This is a genomic window from Cupriavidus sp. BIC8F (genome assembly GCF_032465815.1).
Taxonomy (GTDB): domain Bacteria; phylum Pseudomonadota; class Gammaproteobacteria; order Burkholderiales; family Burkholderiaceae; genus Cupriavidus; species Cupriavidus necator.
Genome location: NZ_CP136095.1, coordinates 2,397,916 through 2,415,166, shown reverse-complemented (window position 1 = coordinate 2,415,166; position 17,251 = coordinate 2,397,916). Strand labels below are relative to the sequence as shown.

The window sequence follows — 17,251 nt, the reverse complement described above, 5'->3', positions numbered from 1 at the left end:
TTTTCAAAAACCCCTTGCCAACCCCGCTGCGGTCACTTAATATTCGCCCCCTCGCAACACAACGCAGCGCTGCAAAGCAGACGGGGCGCGGGTTGCGGGGTCGACCGGAGAGGTTGGCGCAGCGAAGTTAGCGCGCTGACCGCAGCGAAAAAAGATTGCTGAAACGGTTGACGAAACGAAGAAAGCTCTGCATAATCTCGTTTCTCTGCTGCAGACAACGCAGCAGCGCTGAACGGCAAAGCCGGCAGCGAAGTTCTTTAACAAACAAACAACCGATAAGTGTGAGCGCTGGGTAGCGGACGCCACTGTCTTCGGACGGTGTTGCTTCACAAGTTATACAGTGCTCGCACAGCAAAACGTGACTGGATCTTCGGATCTGGTCAGTCAGTTTTCTGAGAGTGAGCGACCGCTCGAAAGAGCGAGGACCCGCGAGGGTCCACACAGAGATTGAACTGAAGAGTTTGATCCTGGCTCAGATTGAACGCTGGCGGCATGCCTTACACATGCAAGTCGAACGGCAGCACGGGCTTCGGCCTGGTGGCGAGTGGCGAACGGGTGAGTAATACATCGGAACGTGCCCTGTAGTGGGGGATAACTAGTCGAAAGATTAGCTAATACCGCATACGACCTGAGGGTGAAAGCGGGGGACCGCAAGGCCTCGCGCTACAGGAGCGGCCGATGTCTGATTAGCTAGTTGGTGGGGTAAAAGCCTACCAAGGCGACGATCAGTAGCTGGTCTGAGAGGACGATCAGCCACACTGGGACTGAGACACGGCCCAGACTCCTACGGGAGGCAGCAGTGGGGAATTTTGGACAATGGGGGCAACCCTGATCCAGCAATGCCGCGTGTGTGAAGAAGGCCTTCGGGTTGTAAAGCACTTTTGTCCGGAAAGAAATGGCTCTGGTTAATACCCGGGGTCGATGACGGTACCGGAAGAATAAGCACCGGCTAACTACGTGCCAGCAGCCGCGGTAATACGTAGGGTGCGAGCGTTAATCGGAATTACTGGGCGTAAAGCGTGCGCAGGCGGTTTTGTAAGACAGGCGTGAAATCCCCGAGCTCAACTTGGGAATGGCGCTTGTGACTGCAAGGCTAGAGTATGTCAGAGGGGGGTAGAATTCCACGTGTAGCAGTGAAATGCGTAGAGATGTGGAGGAATACCGATGGCGAAGGCAGCCCCCTGGGACGTCACTGACGCTCATGCACGAAAGCGTGGGGAGCAAACAGGATTAGATACCCTGGTAGTCCACGCCCTAAACGATGTCAACTAGTTGTTGGGGATTCATTTCTTCAGTAACGTAGCTAACGCGTGAAGTTGACCGCCTGGGGAGTACGGTCGCAAGATTAAAACTCAAAGGAATTGACGGGGACCCGCACAAGCGGTGGATGATGTGGATTAATTCGATGCAACGCGAAAAACCTTACCTACCCTTGACATGCCACTAACGAAGCAGAGATGCATTAGGTGCCCGAAAGGGAAAGTGGACACAGGTGCTGCATGGCTGTCGTCAGCTCGTGTCGTGAGATGTTGGGTTAAGTCCCGCAACGAGCGCAACCCTTGTCTCTAGTTGCTACGAAAGGGCACTCTAGAGAGACTGCCGGTGACAAACCGGAGGAAGGTGGGGATGACGTCAAGTCCTCATGGCCCTTATGGGTAGGGCTTCACACGTCATACAATGGTGCGTACAGAGGGTTGCCAACCCGCGAGGGGGAGCTAATCCCAGAAAACGCATCGTAGTCCGGATCGTAGTCTGCAACTCGACTACGTGAAGCTGGAATCGCTAGTAATCGCGGATCAGCATGCCGCGGTGAATACGTTCCCGGGTCTTGTACACACCGCCCGTCACACCATGGGAGTGGGTTTTGCCAGAAGTAGTTAGCCTAACCGCAAGGAGGGCGATTACCACGGCAGGGTTCATGACTGGGGTGAAGTCGTAACAAGGTAGCCGTATCGGAAGGTGCGGCTGGATCACCTCCTTTCTAGAGGCTTGTGTCTCAAGCCTAGCGTTCACACTTATCGGTTTGTTTGCTGTTACAGCCAAGGGTCTGTAGCTCAGGTGGTTAGAGCACCGTCTTGATAAGGCGGGGGTCGTAGGTTCAAGTCCTACCAGACCCACCAAGTTATCCGGAAGGGGGATTAGCTCAGCTGGGAGAGCACCTGCTTTGCAAGCAGGGGGTCGTCGGTTCGATCCCGTCATCCTCCACCATCACCTGGTACCTTGGATTGGTTGTCAAATGAAAGCGCTTCGCGACGCTGAGTTGCGAGTGTTTTCATTTGGCATTGCCAAGCGATCGCAAGATCGGCTGTTCTTTAACAATATGGGATGTAGTAAAGGTGTCGCGAAGCGTTGATGAGACGCTGCAGTACCAAACGCGATACCGGGTTGTGATTGTATCAACCAAAATGTATTTAAGTGATCGAAAGATGACTTGGAATACGGCACAAATGCGAGAACTCATCCTGTAGCGACTGTTTCGAGCAATCGAGACACACTCGTTATAGGGTCAAGCGAACAAGTGCATGTGGTGGATGCCTTGGCGATCACAGGCGATGAAGGACGCGGTAGCCTGCGAAAAGCTTCGGGGAGCTGGCAAACAAGCTTTGATCCGGAGATGTCCGAATGGGGAAACCCGGCCCGTATGGGTCATCCCTGACTGAATACATAGGTCAGGGAAGCGAACGCGGCGAACTGAAACATCTAAGTAGCTGCAGGAACAGAAATCAACCGAGATTCCCAAAGTAGTGGCGAACGAAATGGGAAGAGCCTTGTACTCTTTAGCAGCATTGTTAGCAGAACGGGATGGAAAGCCCGGCCATAGCAGGTGATAGCCCTGTATGCGAAAACAGCGTTGTGGAACTAGGTGTACGACAAGTAGGGCGGGACACGTGAAATCCTGTCTGAAGATGGGGGGACCATCCTCCAAGGCTAAATACTCGTGATCGACCGATAGTGAACCAGTACCGTGAGGGAAAGGCGAAAAGAACCCCGGGAGGGGAGTGAAATAGATCCTGAAACCGCATGCATACAAACAGTCGGAGCCTGGCAACGGGTGACGGCGTACCTTTTGTATAATGGGTCAGCGACTTACATTCAGTGGCAAGCTTAACCGATTAGGGAAGGCGTAGCGAAAGCGAGTCCGAACAGGGCGTTGAGTCGCTGGGTGTAGACCCGAAACCAGATGATCTATCCATGGCCAGGTTGAAGGTGCGGTAACACGTACTGGAGGACCGAACCCACTAACGTTGAAAAGTTAGGGGATGAGCTGTGGATAGGGGTGAAAGGCTAAACAAATCTGGAAATAGCTGGTTCTCTCCGAAAACTATTTAGGTAGTGCCTCGTGTCTCACCTTCGGGGGTAGAGCACTGTCATGGTTGGGGGGTCTATTGCTGATTACCCCGCCATAGCAAACTCCGAATACCGAAGAGTGCAATCACGGGAGACAGACATCGGGTGCTAACGTCCGGTGTCAAGAGGGAAACAACCCAGACCGCCAGCTAAGGTCCCCAAATATAGCTAAGTGGGAAACGAAGTGGGAAGGCTAAAACAGTCAGGAGGTTGGCTTAGAAGCAGCCACCCTTTAAAGAAAGCGTAATAGCTCACTGATCGAGTCGTCCTGCGCGGAAGATGTAACGGGGCTAAGCTATATACCGAAGCTGCGGACGCACAGTAATGTGCGTGGTAGGAGAGCGTTCCGTAAGCCTGTGAAGGTGTCTTGTAAAGGATGCTGGAGGTATCGGAAGTGCGAATGCTGACATGAGTAGCGATAAAGGGGGTGAAAGGCCCCCTCGCCGTAAGCCCAAGGTTTCCTACGCAACGTTCATCGGCGTAGGGTGAGTCGGCCCCTAAGGCGAGGCAGAGATGCGTAGCTGATGGGAAGCAGGTTAATATTCCTGCACCGTCGTATGATGCGATGGGGGGACGGATCGCGGAAGGTTGTCCGGGTGTTGGAAGTCCCGGTCCCTGCATTGGAGAAGGCGCTCAGGCAAATCCGGGCGCGGAATTCAAGGATGCGGGGCGAGCGGCCTAGTGCTGCGAAGCAATTGGAAGTGGTTCCAAGAAAAGCCTCTAAGCTTCAGTCATACGAGACCGTACCGCAAACCGACACAGGTGGGCGAGATGAGTATTCTAAGGCGCTTGAGAGAACTCGGGAGAAGGAACTCGGCAAATTGGTACCGTAACTTCGGGATAAGGTACGCCCTGGTAGCTTGACTGGCCTGCGCCAGAAGGGTGAAGGGGTTGCAATAAAATGGTGGCTGCGACTGTTTAATAAAAACACAGCACTCTGCAAACACGAAAGTGGACGTATAGGGTGTGACGCCTGCCCGGTGCCGGAAGATTAAATGATGGGGTGCAAGCTCTTGATTGAAGTCCCGGTAAACGGCGGCCGTAACTATAACGGTCCTAAGGTAGCGAAATTCCTTGTCGGGTAAGTTCCGACCTGCACGAATGGCGTAACGATGGCCACACTGTCTCCTCCCGAGACTCAGCGAAGTTGAAGTGTTTGTGATGATGCAATCTCCCCGCGGCTAGACGGAAAGACCCCATGAACCTTTACTGTAGCTTTGCATTGGACTTTGAACCGATCTGTGTAGGATAGGTGGGAGGCTTTGAAGCGTGGACGCTAGTTCACGTGGAGCCGTCCTTGAAATACCACCCTGGTTTGTTTGAGGTTCTAACCTTGACCCGTGAATCCGGGTCGGGGACAGTGCATGGTAGGCAGTTTGACTGGGGCGGTCTCCTCCCAAAGTGTAACGGAGGAGTTCGAAGGTACGCTTGGTACGGTCGGACATCGTACCTAAAGTGCAATGGCAAAAGCGTGCTTAACTGCGAGACCGACAAGTCGAGCAGGTGCGAAAGCAGGACATAGTGATCCGGTGGTTCTGAATGGAAGGGCCATCGCTCAACGGATAAAAGGTACTCTGGGGATAACAGGCTGATACCGCCCAAGAGTTCATATCGACGGCGGTGTTTGGCACCTCGATGTCGGCTCATCTCATCCTGGGGCTGTAGCCGGTCCCAAGGGTATGGCTGTTCGCCATTTAAAGAGGTACGTGAGCTGGGTTTAAAACGTCGTGAGACAGTTTGGTCCCTATCTGCCGTGGGCGTTGGAATCTTGACGGGGGCTGCTCCTAGTACGAGAGGACCGGAGTGGACGTACCGCTGGTGTACCTGTTGTCTCGCCAGAGGCATCGCAGGGTAGCTATGTACGGAAGAGATAACCGCTGAAAGCATCTAAGCGGGAAACTCGCCTGAAGATGAGGATTCCCTGGAGGCTTGACCTCCTTGAAGGGTCGTTCGAGACCAGGACGTTGATAGGCTGGGTGTGGAAGCGCAGTAATGCGTTAAGCTAACCAGTACTAATTGCCCGTAAGGCTTGATCCTATAACCAGTGTGTTTCACCTGGTGTGTGATCGCGACTGTGCCGAAACAGTTGACACAAGACGCACAACCCCAACTACATCCCTATTCGCAGCGTTGACCTCAACCCCAGCGCTGCAACCCCTCATGCCTGGTGACCATAGCGAGCTGGAACCACCCCTTCCCATCCCGAACAGGTCCGTGAAACAGCTCCGCGCCGATGATAGTGCGGATACCCGTGTGAAAGTAGGTCATCGCCAGGCTCTTATACCGCAGAACCCCCAGCCCCAAAAGGCTGGGGGTTTTTGCTTTGGCGCGGCGGAATATCACACCCGCGCTCCTCATGCCGTCATCCGCCGGTCCGCGACAGTCAGCGCAACGCCGGCCATGCAGCAGCCTCCAACCAGCAAGGCGGCTGGCACGGTGCCGTGCACTGCCAGTGAGCCGACCGCGACTGGCATCAGCATCAGCACAGCCAGGTTGTTGATGCTTTCCGAGACGGCCAGAACCTGTCCCTTTGCCGAGGCAGCCCGCCGAGCCAGGATGGCGGTGCTCGATGGCGCCGCGATGCCGAGTGCCGCGCCCCATGCCAGCAGGCAGACAAGCGACCCGGCCAACCCCATGATGGCTGTCGTGAACAGGGTCATGGCCAGGGCGACAAGCGCGGTGGCCACCATCAGAGCACTTTCCTCGCGCGCGAAGCACTGGCTGGCACGTCCTGCCAGCAGATTGCCGACGGCCAGGCCGAGGCCAAACACCGACAGTGCCGCGCCGACGCCGGCCACACCGAGCCCGTAACGCAGTCGCAGCACTTCCCCCCGCCAGTACATAGCCCGCCACGGCGCTTCCATTCCAGGCGCATTTCGCGATCAATGGCAGCAGGATGCATGAAGATATTGGGGTGTTCTTGAATCTTTCCAGAGAATCGCCGCGACGCGACAGATTGCGCGGAGGAAGTACATGGCAGCCGGCAAGAAAGGCTGCCAGGCAACCACCGGCGGTGACAAGGAAGGGGGCGCGCCAGCCGAATCCATCGATTCGGCAGCGCCGACCATGCACACGGCGAGGGCAAGCATGGGCAGCAGACAGGGAGATGGCATGGGGAAGCCTCCTCGGACTTCAACGTTGAGGGGGACGTGGCGATACCGGCCGAGACGCGCAAAAGGCACGCGACGGCATCACCGCCTAACAGTGGGTAAATTCGGAAAATGAATGCGCCGCTGAGTCAGGCGCGAAGAGGCGGTGCAAGCAGGCACCGGATACTGCGAGAATGGGCGATTCAGAAAGATCGCCAGGAAGTCGGGGACGATTCTAGCGGATTGCTAACAATTAGGGCCACCGGTGCCTGGCACCGGCGGCATGGCCGACAAGATCCTTAATCGGCTTCGGTCTGCATCGACTTCAGCAGCGGCTGCCACTTGTCGCTCTCGGCCTTGAGCAGCGTGCGCAGGCCTTCCGGCGTCTGCTTGTCCACTGGCACGATTTCCGCGCCCAGGCCATCGAGCTTCCTGATCACCACGGGGTCTTGCAGCCCCTTTTGCAGAGCCTTGGTCAGCCGAGCCACCACAGCGGGCGGCGTGCCCTTGGGCGCATAGATGCCATGCCAGACCTTGACGTCAAAGCCCTTGAGACCGCCTTCCTGCAGCGTTGGCACACTGGGCAGTGCCTTGATCCGCGCCGGCGTGGTCACGCCGAACAGGCGCACGCGGTCGGCCTGGATATGCGGCAGCGTGGCCGTGGTCTGGTCGCACAGCAGGTCGACCTGGCCGCCCAGCAGCGCGGTCAGCGCGGGGCCGGCGCCCTGGTAAGGGATCGCATTGAGCTTCACGTGGACCGATTGCTCGAACAGCACGCCGCATAGCTGCGATACGGCGCCCAGCCCGGCATTGGCCAGCGACACCTTGTCCTTGTTCTGCGTCACGTAGCGGATCAGTTCCGGCACGGTCTTGGCCGGCAGGTCCTTGCGGCCCATCAGGGTCATCGGCACGTCCGCTACCTGGCCGACATACTCGAAATCCTTCAGCGGCGCGTAGGACAGCTTCTTGTACAGTGCCGGCGCGGTCGCCATGCCGTTATGGTGGATCAGCAGCGTATAGCCGTCCGCCTGTGCGCGGGCGACAAAAGCGGCAGCCACGGTGCCGCCGGCGCCGGTGCGGTTTTCCACCACCACGCTCTGGCCGAGATCCTGCGACATTGCCTGCGCCAGTGTGCGTGCCACGACATCGGTCGGGCCGCCGGCGGAGTAGGGGACGACCAGCGTGATCGGCTTGCCGGGGTAGGCGTCCGCCGCTGCCACGCCGCATGTGCCGGCCAGCGCCGAGGCCATCACCATCACGCCCGCCAGCCATCGTGGCCTGGCGGGCAAATCCTTCGCATCCTTCATTGCTGTCTCCAGATTGGTGCCGCACCGTGAGTCCGGGGCGGCTTGTCGGGGTTGCGCGGCTAGCATGGGGGCACGCCGCAGCGACCGCAATCTGGTTCTCGTGAAGGGTGCCTAATCCCTGATGAAAGATCAGGCCGGCTGGCCGTGCGTGGCGACCACGCGGTACGTGCTTTGCACGAAACCGCTTGCGTAGGTGGTGGTGCGCAGGTGAGCCAACTGGATGTCGTGTCCGGCATCGCCGAACAGCGGGATGCCTTGGCCGATCAGCACCGGGATGCGGGTGATTGTCAGCGTATCGATCAGGCCATCGGCCAGGAAGGACTGGATCAGCTTGCCGCCGTCGACATAGACACTGGCCGCACCGGCCGCGGCCAGTGTCGCGGCGGCTTCGCGCACCGTGCCGCGCAGCAGGCGCACCTCATCGGCCAGGGCCGGCGGAACGGCGTCGGCCGGCAGGGTGTTGCTCATGACCATCACCCGCTTGCCGGCATAGGGCCAGGGGTCGAAGGTCAGGACTTTCTCGTAGGTATTGCGCCCCAGCAGCAGCGTGTCGACCGACTGCATGTAGGCGGCGTAGCCGTGGTCGTCGGTGGAGGTGGTGGCGGACAGCAGCCAGTCCAGGTCGCCGTCGGCGCGGGCGATGAAGCCGTCGAGGCTGGTGGCGATAAAGACAGAGAAACGCAGGTTCGGTGCAGTGGTCAAGGCTCGCTCCGGGTCGGGGCGATCCGGGGAGGCTGCGGTCAGCCTGCCGGATCCGGGCAGCCATGCTAACCCGGTTGCCCCGCCACTGCACCGCTCAGGCGACTTCGGCCACGCGCACTTCCACCAGCAGCTTCTTCAGTTCCGGCACGCACGAGCCGCAGTTGCCGCCGGCCTTGACGCAGGCGGTGATTTCCGCGGGCGTCTTCAGGTCGTGCTTGCGCACGGCGTCGCAGATGGTGTTGCGGCCCACGCCAAAGCACGAGCACACCGTCGGGCCGGTGTCGGCGCTTTTCTCCATCGGCTGGCCGAGCAGCAGGCCGATGCGGTCGGCGTCTTCCAGCCGCTCGCGGCCGAACAGGCCGGCGAGCCACGCGCGCGAGGGCAGCTCGGGCCGCGTCGACACGTAGACGCACGCTTCAAGCCGGTCGTCGACGACATAGCCCGCATGGTAGACGCCGGCGGTGCGGTCCTCGTACTCGAGCCAGTCGGCGTCCGGGTCGGTCACGCCGAGCAGCGTGCGGGCCCAGGCGGTGCGGTCGGCCACGGTGTCGCGGCCGGCGAATTCATAGCGCTGGAACTGGCGGCCCTGCACGCGCGTCCAGTAGGTCAGGGCTTCGGCGGGCAGCGCGCCGCGGCTCAGCACGAAGCCATGCCAGTTCACGCCGAATGGCTCCACGCGCACCGGCGTGTGCTTGAATTCGGGCTCGCCGGAAACGGGATCGACCACGGGATTGACCAGTGCGCCGACGCGTGCGTCGGAGCTGAACTGGCCGTTCCAGTGGATCGGCACGAACACGCTGCCGCGCGGGATGCCGCCGCCATGGCGCACGCGTGCCACCATCGCGCCCCAGCGCGTGCTGACGCGCGCGAGCTTGCCTTCGCCCACGCCGGACAACAGCGCGTCCTGCGGGTGCATGTCGACGAAAGGCTCGGGCAGGTGGTCGGCCAGCTTGGCCGACTTGCCGGTGCGCGTCATGGTGTGCCACTGGTCGCGCACGCGGCCGGTGTTGAGGATCAGCGGGAAATCGTCGTCGGGCGCGTGGGCCGGAGCGCGCGGCGGCGTGGCGACAAAGCGGGCCAGGCCGTCGGCATGGGCGTAGCGCCCGTCGGCAAACAGGCGTTGCGTGCCGGCGCCGGCCGGAGCGCCTGCGGGCAGCGGCCATTGCACGGGCTCCAGCGCGTCATAGTGCGCCTGGTCCAGGCCGACCAGCCCGCCGATGTCGAACACGCGCGGTGCGGCATCGTTGCGCCAGGCGCTCAGGCGCGCGTGCTCGTCGAAAATTTCATGCACGCCTGCATAGTCGAAGCCGTCAAAGCCCATGCGGCGCGCGACGTCGCACAGGATCCGCCAGTCGGCGCGCGCCTCGCCAGGCGCGGGCAGGAAGGCGCGCTGACGGGAAATGCGCCGTTCCGAGTTGGTTACGGTGCCGTCTTTCTCGCCCCAGCCCAGCGCGGGCAGCAGCACGTGCGCGGCGGCGTTGGTGTCGGTGCGCTCCATGATGTCGCTGGTGACCACCAGTTCGCACCTGGCCAGCGCGCGGCGCACCTGGTCGGCGTCGGGCAGGCTCACCACGGGGTTGGTGGCGATCACCCAGACCGCCTTGACGCGGCCGGCTTCGATCGCCTCGAACAGTTCCACCGCCTTCAGGCCAGGGCGGTCGGCCACCACCGGCGATTGCCAGAAGCTTTGCACGACGTCGCGATGCAGCGGGTTGGCCAGTTCCATGTGCGCGGCCAGCATGTTGGCCAGGCCGCCGACCTCGCGCCCGCCCATTGCATTGGGCTGGCCGGTGAGCGAGAACGGGCCCATGCCCGGGGCGCCGATGCGGCCGGTCAGCAGATGGCAGTTGATGATGCTGTTGACCTTGTCAGTGCCGGCCGACGACTGGTTGACGCCTTGCGAGAAGGCCGTCACGGTCTTTTCGGTCTGCGCGAACAGCTGGTAGAACGCCAGCACGTCCTGCACGTTCAGCTTGCAGGCGCGGGCCACGGCAGCGGGATCGGCGCAGGCCGCGTCCGCGGCCTGCAGGGCCTCATCCAGCCCCGCGGTGCTGGCGGCGACGAAGGCGGCGTTGGTGCGGCCTTCGCGCGCGAGGTAGCTCAGCAGCCCGTTGAACAGCCACACGTCGGTGCCCGGGCGGATGGCCAGGTGCAGGTCGGCCAGTTCGCAGGTGGCGGTGCGGCGCGGGTCGATCGCCACGATCTTCATCTCGGGGCGCGCTTCCTTGGCCTGGGACAGGCGCTGGAACAGGATCGGATGGCACCACGCGGTGTTGGAGCCCACCAGCACCACCAGGTCGGCCAGTTCCAGGTCTTCGTAGTTGCCCGGCACCAGGTCTTCGCCGAAGGCGCGCTTGTGGCCGGCCACGGCCGACGACATGCACAGGCGCGAGTTGGTGTCGATATTGGCGCTGCCGATGAAGCCCTTCATCAGCTTGTTGGCGATGTAGTAGTCCTCGGTCAGCAGCTGGCCCGAGACATAGAGCGCGACCGAATCCGGGCCGTGGCGGCGGACGATGTCCGAGAAGCCTCGTGCTACGGTGTCCAGCGCATGGTCCCAGGAGACTTGCTGCAGGGAGCCATCGGTGCCGCGCACCTTGGGGTGGAGCAGGCGGCCTTCCAGGTCCACGGTTTCACCGAGCGCCGAGCCTTTCACGCACAGCCGGCCGTGATTGGACGGGTGCTGCGCGTCGCCCGCGATCTCGACCTGGCCGTCGGCACGCACGGTGGCGCGCACGCCGCAGCCGACGCCGCAGTACGGGCAGGTGGTGGCGGTGGTGGTGGTCAGGGTTGCCGAGACGACCGGGATGTCGGACAGGTTCACGCGTTCTCCGTGCGGGGGCGTTGTATAGCTTACTTACGGTGATGCTTATGCGGCGAGCGCTTCGCACTGCGCCTGACCGAACAGCAGGCGCTGGCGCAGCGCGCCCACCGGCGTGCGGCGCTGGATCATGTCGAAGTACCAGGGGCCGTCCTGCACGTCGCCGTACAGCACGGCGCCGACCAGATAACCGTCCTGCAGCACCAGGCGCTTGTAGACGCCGCGGCGCGGATCGCGCAGCACCAGGTCTTCACTACCTTCGGCGCCGATGAAGTCGCCGGCGGAATACAGGTCGACGCCGGTCACTTTCAGTTTAGTCGCGGTGGCCTGCTGCACGTAGTGGCGATGGCCAGCGCCGGCGAGATGGGCAGCGCACACGCGGGCCTGGTCCCAGATCGGCGCCACCAGGCCGAAGGTGGCCTGGCGATGCTGCACGCATTCGCCCACGGCGTAGATGCGCGGATCATAGGTCTGCAGCGTGTCGTCGACGACGATGGCGCGCTCGCAGTGCAGGCCGGCGCTGGCGGCCAGCTCGATATTGGGGCGTACGCCCGCGGTCATCACCACCAGGTCGGCGGGGATCTCGCAGCCGTCCTTGAAGCGCACGCCGGTGACGCGGTCGGTGCCGAGGATCTCCGCGGTCTGCGCGCCCAGCAGGAAGCGCAGGCCCTTGCGTTCGAGCGCGCTCTGGAGCAGCGTGGCGGCGGGCTTGTCGAGCTGGCGCTCCATCAGGCTGTCGGGCAGGTGCACCACGGTCACGTCCATGCCCTGGCGCAGCAGCCCGTTGGCGGCCTCCAGGCCGAGCAGGCCGCCGCCGATCACCACCGCATGGCGGTGGTCGCGCGCGGCTTGCTGCATGGTCTCCACGTCCTGGATATCGCGGAAGGCGATCACGCCGTCGAGCTGGTGCCCCGGCACCGGCAGGATGAAGGGCTTGGAGCCGGTGGCCAGCAGCAGGCGGTCGTAGCGCACTTCACGCCCCGAGGCCGAGCGCACGATGCGGCGCGGGCGGTCGATGGCCACCACCGGATCGCCGGCAAGCAGTTCGATGCCATGCTCGGCGTACCACTCGCGCGTATTCAGCATGATGTCCGCCACCGACTTTTCGCCGGCCAGCACCGGCGACAGCAGGATGCGGTTGTAGTTGCCGTGCGGCTCCGCCCCGAACACCGTGATGTCGTACAGGTCCGGGGCGAGCCTCAGCAGTTCCTCGACGGTGCGCATGCCGGCCATGCCGTTGCCGACGACGACCAGGCGCGGGCGGGCTTGGGGGTTGGCGGAAGGCGTCATGCCGGAATCTCCGTTGGCGTGGCTTGAGGACAGGGGGAACATCAAATGGGCGCCGGTGTCAGGCGGCGAGTTCTTCCTCGGCCTCGCTCACGGTCACGGTCACGCCGGCGGCGATCCAGACCTTGCCGTCATAGACGCGTGCGGCGTAAGCGTTGACCGAATGCTCGGGTGCTTCCAGGCACTCGCCGGTGCGCAGGTCGAAGTGATGCTTGTAGATCGGCGAAGCCACCACCAGGCGCTCGCCCAGGTTGCCGACCAGCCCGCGCGACAGCACCGCGGCCTGCGAGTTGGGATCGAAGTTGTCGATGGCGTAGACCTCGTCGCCACGGCCGATGCGGAACACGGCGACCTGCTTGTCGTCCACCAGTGCGCACACACCAGTGTTGGGCACGATATCGCGTACGGTGCAGACGGCGGTCCAGGTTTCGGGATGGTGGGGATGGCTCATCACGTTCTCCTTGTTTGCGGGCACGGTCAGGCTGCTTTTGCGGGCATGGCAACCACGGGAATCTGGCTCAGGCGGGAACGATGCAATTTCCGTTCCTCCGGCGTGGCGGGGCGGATCTGCCCGCGCTCTTCGATGAAGGCGACGTTGTCGTCGCGGCGGTCGCTGTTGACGAAGTGGCGGAAGCGCTTGCGCGTCTCGGGATCGGTCACGGCCTTTTTCCACTCGTCTTCGTAGGTGTCGACCACGTGCTGCATCTCGGCTTCAAGCTCGGCGGCGAGGCCCAGCTTGTCGTCCAGCACCACGGCCTTGAGGTAGTCCAGGCCGCCTTCCAGGTTGTCGCGCCAGACGCTGGTGCGCTGCAGGCGGTCGGCGGTGCGCACGTAGAACATCAGGAAGCGGTCGATGTAGCGCACCAGGGTGTCGTGGTCGAGGTCGCTGGCCAGCAGCTCTGCATGGCGCGGCTTCATGCCGCCGTTGCCGCACACGTACAGGTTCCAGCCCTTGTCCGTGGCGATCACGCCAACGTCCTTGCCCTGCGCCTCGGCGCATTCGCGGGTGCAGCCGGACACGCCGAACTTGATCTTGTGCGGCGCGCGCAGGCCCTTGTAGCGGTTCTCCAGCTCGATCGCCAGGCCCACCGAATCGCCCACGCCATAGCGGCACCACGTGGAGCCCACGCACGACTTCACCGTGCGCAGGGCCTTGCCGTAGGCATGGCCCGATTCAAAGCCGGCGGCGATCAGTTCTTCCCAGATGAAGGGCAGTTCCTCGGCGCGTGCACCAAAAAGGTCCACGCGCTGGCCGCCGGTGATCTTGGTGTAGAGACCATACTTCTTGGCCACCTGGCCGACCGCGATCAGGCCCTCGGGCGTGACCTCGCCGCCCGGCATGCGCGGCACCACTGAGTAGGTGCCGTCCTTCTGGATGTTGGCCAGGTAGTAGTCGTTGGAGTCCTGCAGGCTGGCGTGCTCTTCCTTGAGCACGAACTCGTTCCAGCACGAGGCCAGGATGCTGCCCACCGTGGGCTTGCAGATGTCGCAGCCCATGCCCTTGCCATGCGCTTCCAGCAGCGCATCGAAGGACTTGAACTTGCCCACGCGCACCAGGTGATACAGCTCCTGGCGCGAGTACGGGAAGTGCTCGCAGAGGTGGTTGTTGACGGCCATGCCCTGCTTCTTCATCTCGGCCTTCATGATCTGGGTGACCAGCGGCACGCAGCCGCCGCAGGCGGTGCCGGCCTTGGTGCAGGTCTTGAGCGCGCCGATGCTGGTGGCGCCGTCGCACACGGCCGCGCAGATCTCGCTCTTGGAGACGTTGTTGCACGAGCAGATCTGGGCAGTGTCGGGCAGGGCGTCGGCGCCCAGCGCGGGCCTGGCCTTGCCGCTGCTGTCAGGCAGGATCAGGAATTCGGGCGACTCGGGCAGCTCGATCTTGTTCAGCATCATCTGCAGCAGCGTGCCGTACTCGCTGGCGTCGCCGATCAGCACGCCGCCCAGCAGGTACTTGCCGCAGTCGGACACCACCAGCTTCTTGTAGACCTCCTTGCGGTCGTCGCAGAACTGGTAGAAGCGCGCGCCCGGCACGGTGCCGTGCGGATCGCCGATGCTGGCCACGTCCACGCCCATCAGCTTGAGCTTGGTGCTCATGTCGGCGCCGGCAAATTCGGCGGCCTCGCCCTGCAGGTGGCGCGCGGCGACGCGGGCCATGTCATAGCCCGGCGCCACCAGGCCGTAGATCTTGCCTTGCCACAGCGCGCATTCACCGATGGCGTAGATGTCGGGGTCCGAGGTGAGGCATTGGTTGTCCACCACGATGCCGCCGCGCTCGCCCACCGCCAGGCCGCTGGTGCGCGCCAGTTCGTCGCGCGGGCGGATGCCGGCCGAGAACACGATCATGTCGGTGTCGAGGTGGGTGCCGTCGGCAAACACCATGCGGTGGGTGCCGTCTTCGCCGTCGATGATCTCCACCGTGTTCTTGCCGGTATGCGCGGTCACGCCCAGGCCATGGATCTTCTGGCGCAGCATGCGGCCGCCGCCTTCGTCGACCTGCACCGCCATCAGGCGCGGCGCAAACTCCACCACGTGCGTCTGCAGGTCCATGTCGCGCAGCGCCTTGGCGCACTCCAGGCCAAGCAAACCACCGCCGACCACCACGCCGGTCTTCGAGCGCGCACCGCATTCGCGCATCGCTTCCAGGTCTTCGATGGTGCGATAGACAAAGCAGTCCTTGCGGTCCTTGCCCGGCACCGGCGGCACGAAGGGGTAGGAGCCGGTGGCCAGGATCAGCTTGTCATAGGACAGGGTCTCGCCGGTCGACACCTTCACCGTGCGCGCGGCGCGGTCGATCTCCACCGCACGCGCATTCAGGCGCAGCAGCATGTTGTTGTGCTGCTCGAAGAAGCCGGCGGGCACCAGCGACAGGTCCTCGGCTGACTTGCCGGCGAAGAATTCGGACAGGTGCACGCGATCGTAGGCGGGACGCGGTTCTTCGCACAGCACGGTCACTTCCACGTTATGCGCGCCGGCTTCCGCCAGGCATTCCAGGAACTTGTGACCTACCATGCCGTGGCCGACGATGATCAGTTTCATGATGCTTTCCTTGTCCGGAGTCAGTCTTTGCTGCTTGTTGTGCTGTGGGGGCAATACAGGGGATTCAGTTGGCCAGCGCGCTGTCGTACAGTGCCTGCTCGCGGGCCTTGTGCTCGGCGCTGAAGCGGATGGCGATGGCGCAGACGGCGGCGATGGCGGCCAGCACGCCCAGCACCGTCAGCGTCTGCTGCACGTTGCCCAGGCCCTTGAGCAGGAAGCCCGCGGCCACCGCGCCTACGTTGCCACCGGCGCCGATGATCCCGGCCACGCCCCCCAGCGCCTTGCGGTCGATAAAAGGCACTAGGGCGTAGGTCGCGCCGCAGGCCATGTGGGTGAACAGGCCGAACATCAGCATCGCGACCACGGCCATTGCCACGTTGCCGGCCTGGGCGAACCACAGCAGACCCAGGCCTTCGCCCAGGATCAGCACGAACAGCAGCGTGGTACGCGCATCCAGGCCGCGGCGGCGCGCAGCCTTGTCCGACAGCCAGCCGCCCAGGGCGCGGGCGAACAGCGCCAGCAAACCAAAGCTTGCGGCAGCCATGCCGGCGGCCTTCAGGCTCAGGCCGAAATGGTCGACGTAGTACATGGCGGCGATGTTGTGGATGAAGATTTCCACGCCGAAGCACGCGCCGTAGGTGATGAACAGCAGCCACACGCGGTAGTTGGCGCTGGCGGCGCGGAAGCTGGCCCAGCCACCACCCTTGCCGCCATCCTTGCCGCTGATCTCGATGCCTTTGGCGCGCAGGTCCGAGTAGTTGCCTTCCGGGCAATCCTGGGTGAAGCGGTAATAGACCACCGCCATCACCAGCATCAGCACGCCCGGCACCAGCAGGGCGATGCGCCAGCCGAAGGCGTGGTCCGCGCCCATCATCAGCACTGCGGCCAGCAGCAGCGGCATGAGGGCCTGCGCGGCGCCGCCGCCGGCATTGCCCCAGCCGGCCGAGGCCGCGTTGGCGGTGCCGACCACGTTGGGCGCGAACATCACCGAGGTGTGGTACTGCGTGATCACGAAGCTCGCGCCGACCGCACCGATCAGCAGGCGGAAGATCAGGAAAGTCTCGTAGTTCTGCGCCAGCGCCACGCCCAGCACCGGCAGCGCGCCCAGCGTCAGCAGGCCGGTGTAGGTCTTGCGCGGGCCGAAGCGGTCGCACATCGGGCCGATCACCAGGCGCACCAGGATGGTCACGGCCACCGCCGCAATATTGATGTTGGCGATCTGGCCCGGGGTCAGGCCGAACTCGCCCTTGAGCACCGGCATCAGCGGCGCGCAGGCAAACCACGCGAAGAAACAGACGAAAAACGCCATCCAGGTCAGGTGGAAGGCGCGCATCTGCGGGGTGCTCAAGCTCAGCAGCTCGATGCGGGTGGCTTTGCCGGTCATCGTCCTTGGCTCCAAAAACAAATGGCGTCCCGCAAACCAGGCCGTTCAGGCCAGTTCAGGGGACGCCGTTGTCCTGACAGCCACTACATGGGATAGGGGCTGCGTATGTGGGGTGGGCCGGTCGCCGTTGACGGGCCCGTACCCTGTTACGCAAGGGGTGTGCCAGGCCGGTATGTGACGGTGAGTGGGGTTTGTTGCGCTGAGGTGCGGCGGAGTGATGCCGGGATGCGCTGTGGTGGGGCGGCCGCCGGGCTGGCGGCACACTCATGGTGCA

Annotated in this window: 8 protein-coding genes, 2 tRNA genes and 3 rRNA genes; 5 read left to right on the top strand and 8 right to left on the bottom strand. The window is 62.9% G+C overall.

Annotated features, from left to right (window positions below):
• Nucleotides 1-449: 449 nt before the first annotated feature.
• The 5 genes from RS901_RS31200 (at nt 450) to rrf (ending at nt 5,624) form a co-directional block, all read left to right on the top strand.
• Nucleotides 450-1,981: ribosomal RNA gene (locus tag RS901_RS31200) — 16S ribosomal RNA — on the top strand.
• Nucleotides 1,982-2,043: 62 nt separating this feature from the next.
• Nucleotides 2,044-2,120: transfer RNA gene (locus RS901_RS31195), tRNA-Ile, on the top strand.
• A gap of 12 nt (nt 2,121-2,132) precedes the next feature.
• A tRNA-Ala gene (locus tag RS901_RS31190) sits at nt 2,133-2,208 on the top strand.
• Nucleotides 2,209-2,504: 296 nt separating this feature from the next.
• Nucleotides 2,505-5,385, top strand: a 23S ribosomal RNA gene (locus tag RS901_RS31185).
• A 126-nt stretch (nt 5,386-5,511) separates the two neighbouring features.
• Nucleotides 5,512-5,624, top strand: a 5S ribosomal RNA gene (gene rrf, locus RS901_RS31180).
• Together the 16S, 23S and 5S rRNA genes with 2 tRNA genes alongside form the textbook arrangement of a ribosomal RNA operon.
• A 78-nt stretch (nt 5,625-5,702) precedes the next feature.
• Here rrf and RS901_RS31175 read toward each other — a convergent pair.
• From RS901_RS31175 to RS901_RS31140, 8 genes are all read right to left on the bottom strand, one after another.
• Complete coding sequence (locus RS901_RS31175) at nt 5,703-6,212, bottom strand: MFS transporter (protein ID WP_316154399.1); 510 nt, start codon at nt 6,210-6,212, stop codon at nt 5,703-5,705.
• Nucleotides 6,213-6,736: 524 nt separating this feature from the next.
• A complete protein-coding gene (locus RS901_RS31170) occupies nt 6,737-7,744 on the bottom strand; it encodes a tripartite tricarboxylate transporter substrate-binding protein (protein ID WP_316154397.1) in 1,008 nt (335 codons plus the stop codon).
• A 129-nt stretch (nt 7,745-7,873) separates the two neighbouring features.
• Nucleotides 7,874-8,446 (bottom strand): dihydrofolate reductase family protein, encoded by a 573-nt coding sequence (locus RS901_RS31165; protein ID WP_316154395.1) that lies wholly within the window; start codon nt 8,444-8,446, stop codon nt 7,874-7,876.
• A gap of 94 nt (nt 8,447-8,540) precedes the next feature.
• Entirely contained in the window at nt 8,541-11,270 is a 2,730-nt protein-coding gene (locus tag RS901_RS31160) for a molybdopterin-dependent oxidoreductase (RefSeq protein ID WP_316154393.1), read from the bottom strand.
• Between the two features lie 45 nt (nt 11,271-11,315).
• Entirely contained in the window at nt 11,316-12,557 is a 1,242-nt protein-coding gene (locus RS901_RS31155) for an NAD(P)/FAD-dependent oxidoreductase (protein ID WP_316154391.1), read from the bottom strand.
• Between the two features lie 58 nt (nt 12,558-12,615).
• The gene (gene nirD, locus RS901_RS31150; protein WP_316154389.1) at nt 12,616-13,005 is read right to left on the bottom strand and encodes a nitrite reductase small subunit NirD; all 390 of its coding nucleotides are present in this window, start codon (nt 13,003-13,005) and stop codon (nt 12,616-12,618) included.
• A gap of 26 nt (nt 13,006-13,031) precedes the next feature.
• Nucleotides 13,032-15,593, bottom strand: coding sequence for a nitrite reductase large subunit NirB (gene nirB / locus RS901_RS31145; protein ID WP_316154388.1), 2,562 nt, complete (start codon nt 15,591-15,593; stop codon nt 13,032-13,034).
• Between the two features lie 64 nt (nt 15,594-15,657).
• The gene (locus tag RS901_RS31140; protein WP_316154385.1) at nt 15,658-16,977 is read right to left on the bottom strand and encodes an MFS transporter; all 1,320 of its coding nucleotides are present in this window, start codon (nt 16,975-16,977) and stop codon (nt 15,658-15,660) included.
• Nucleotides 16,978-17,251: the final 274 nt, after the last annotated feature.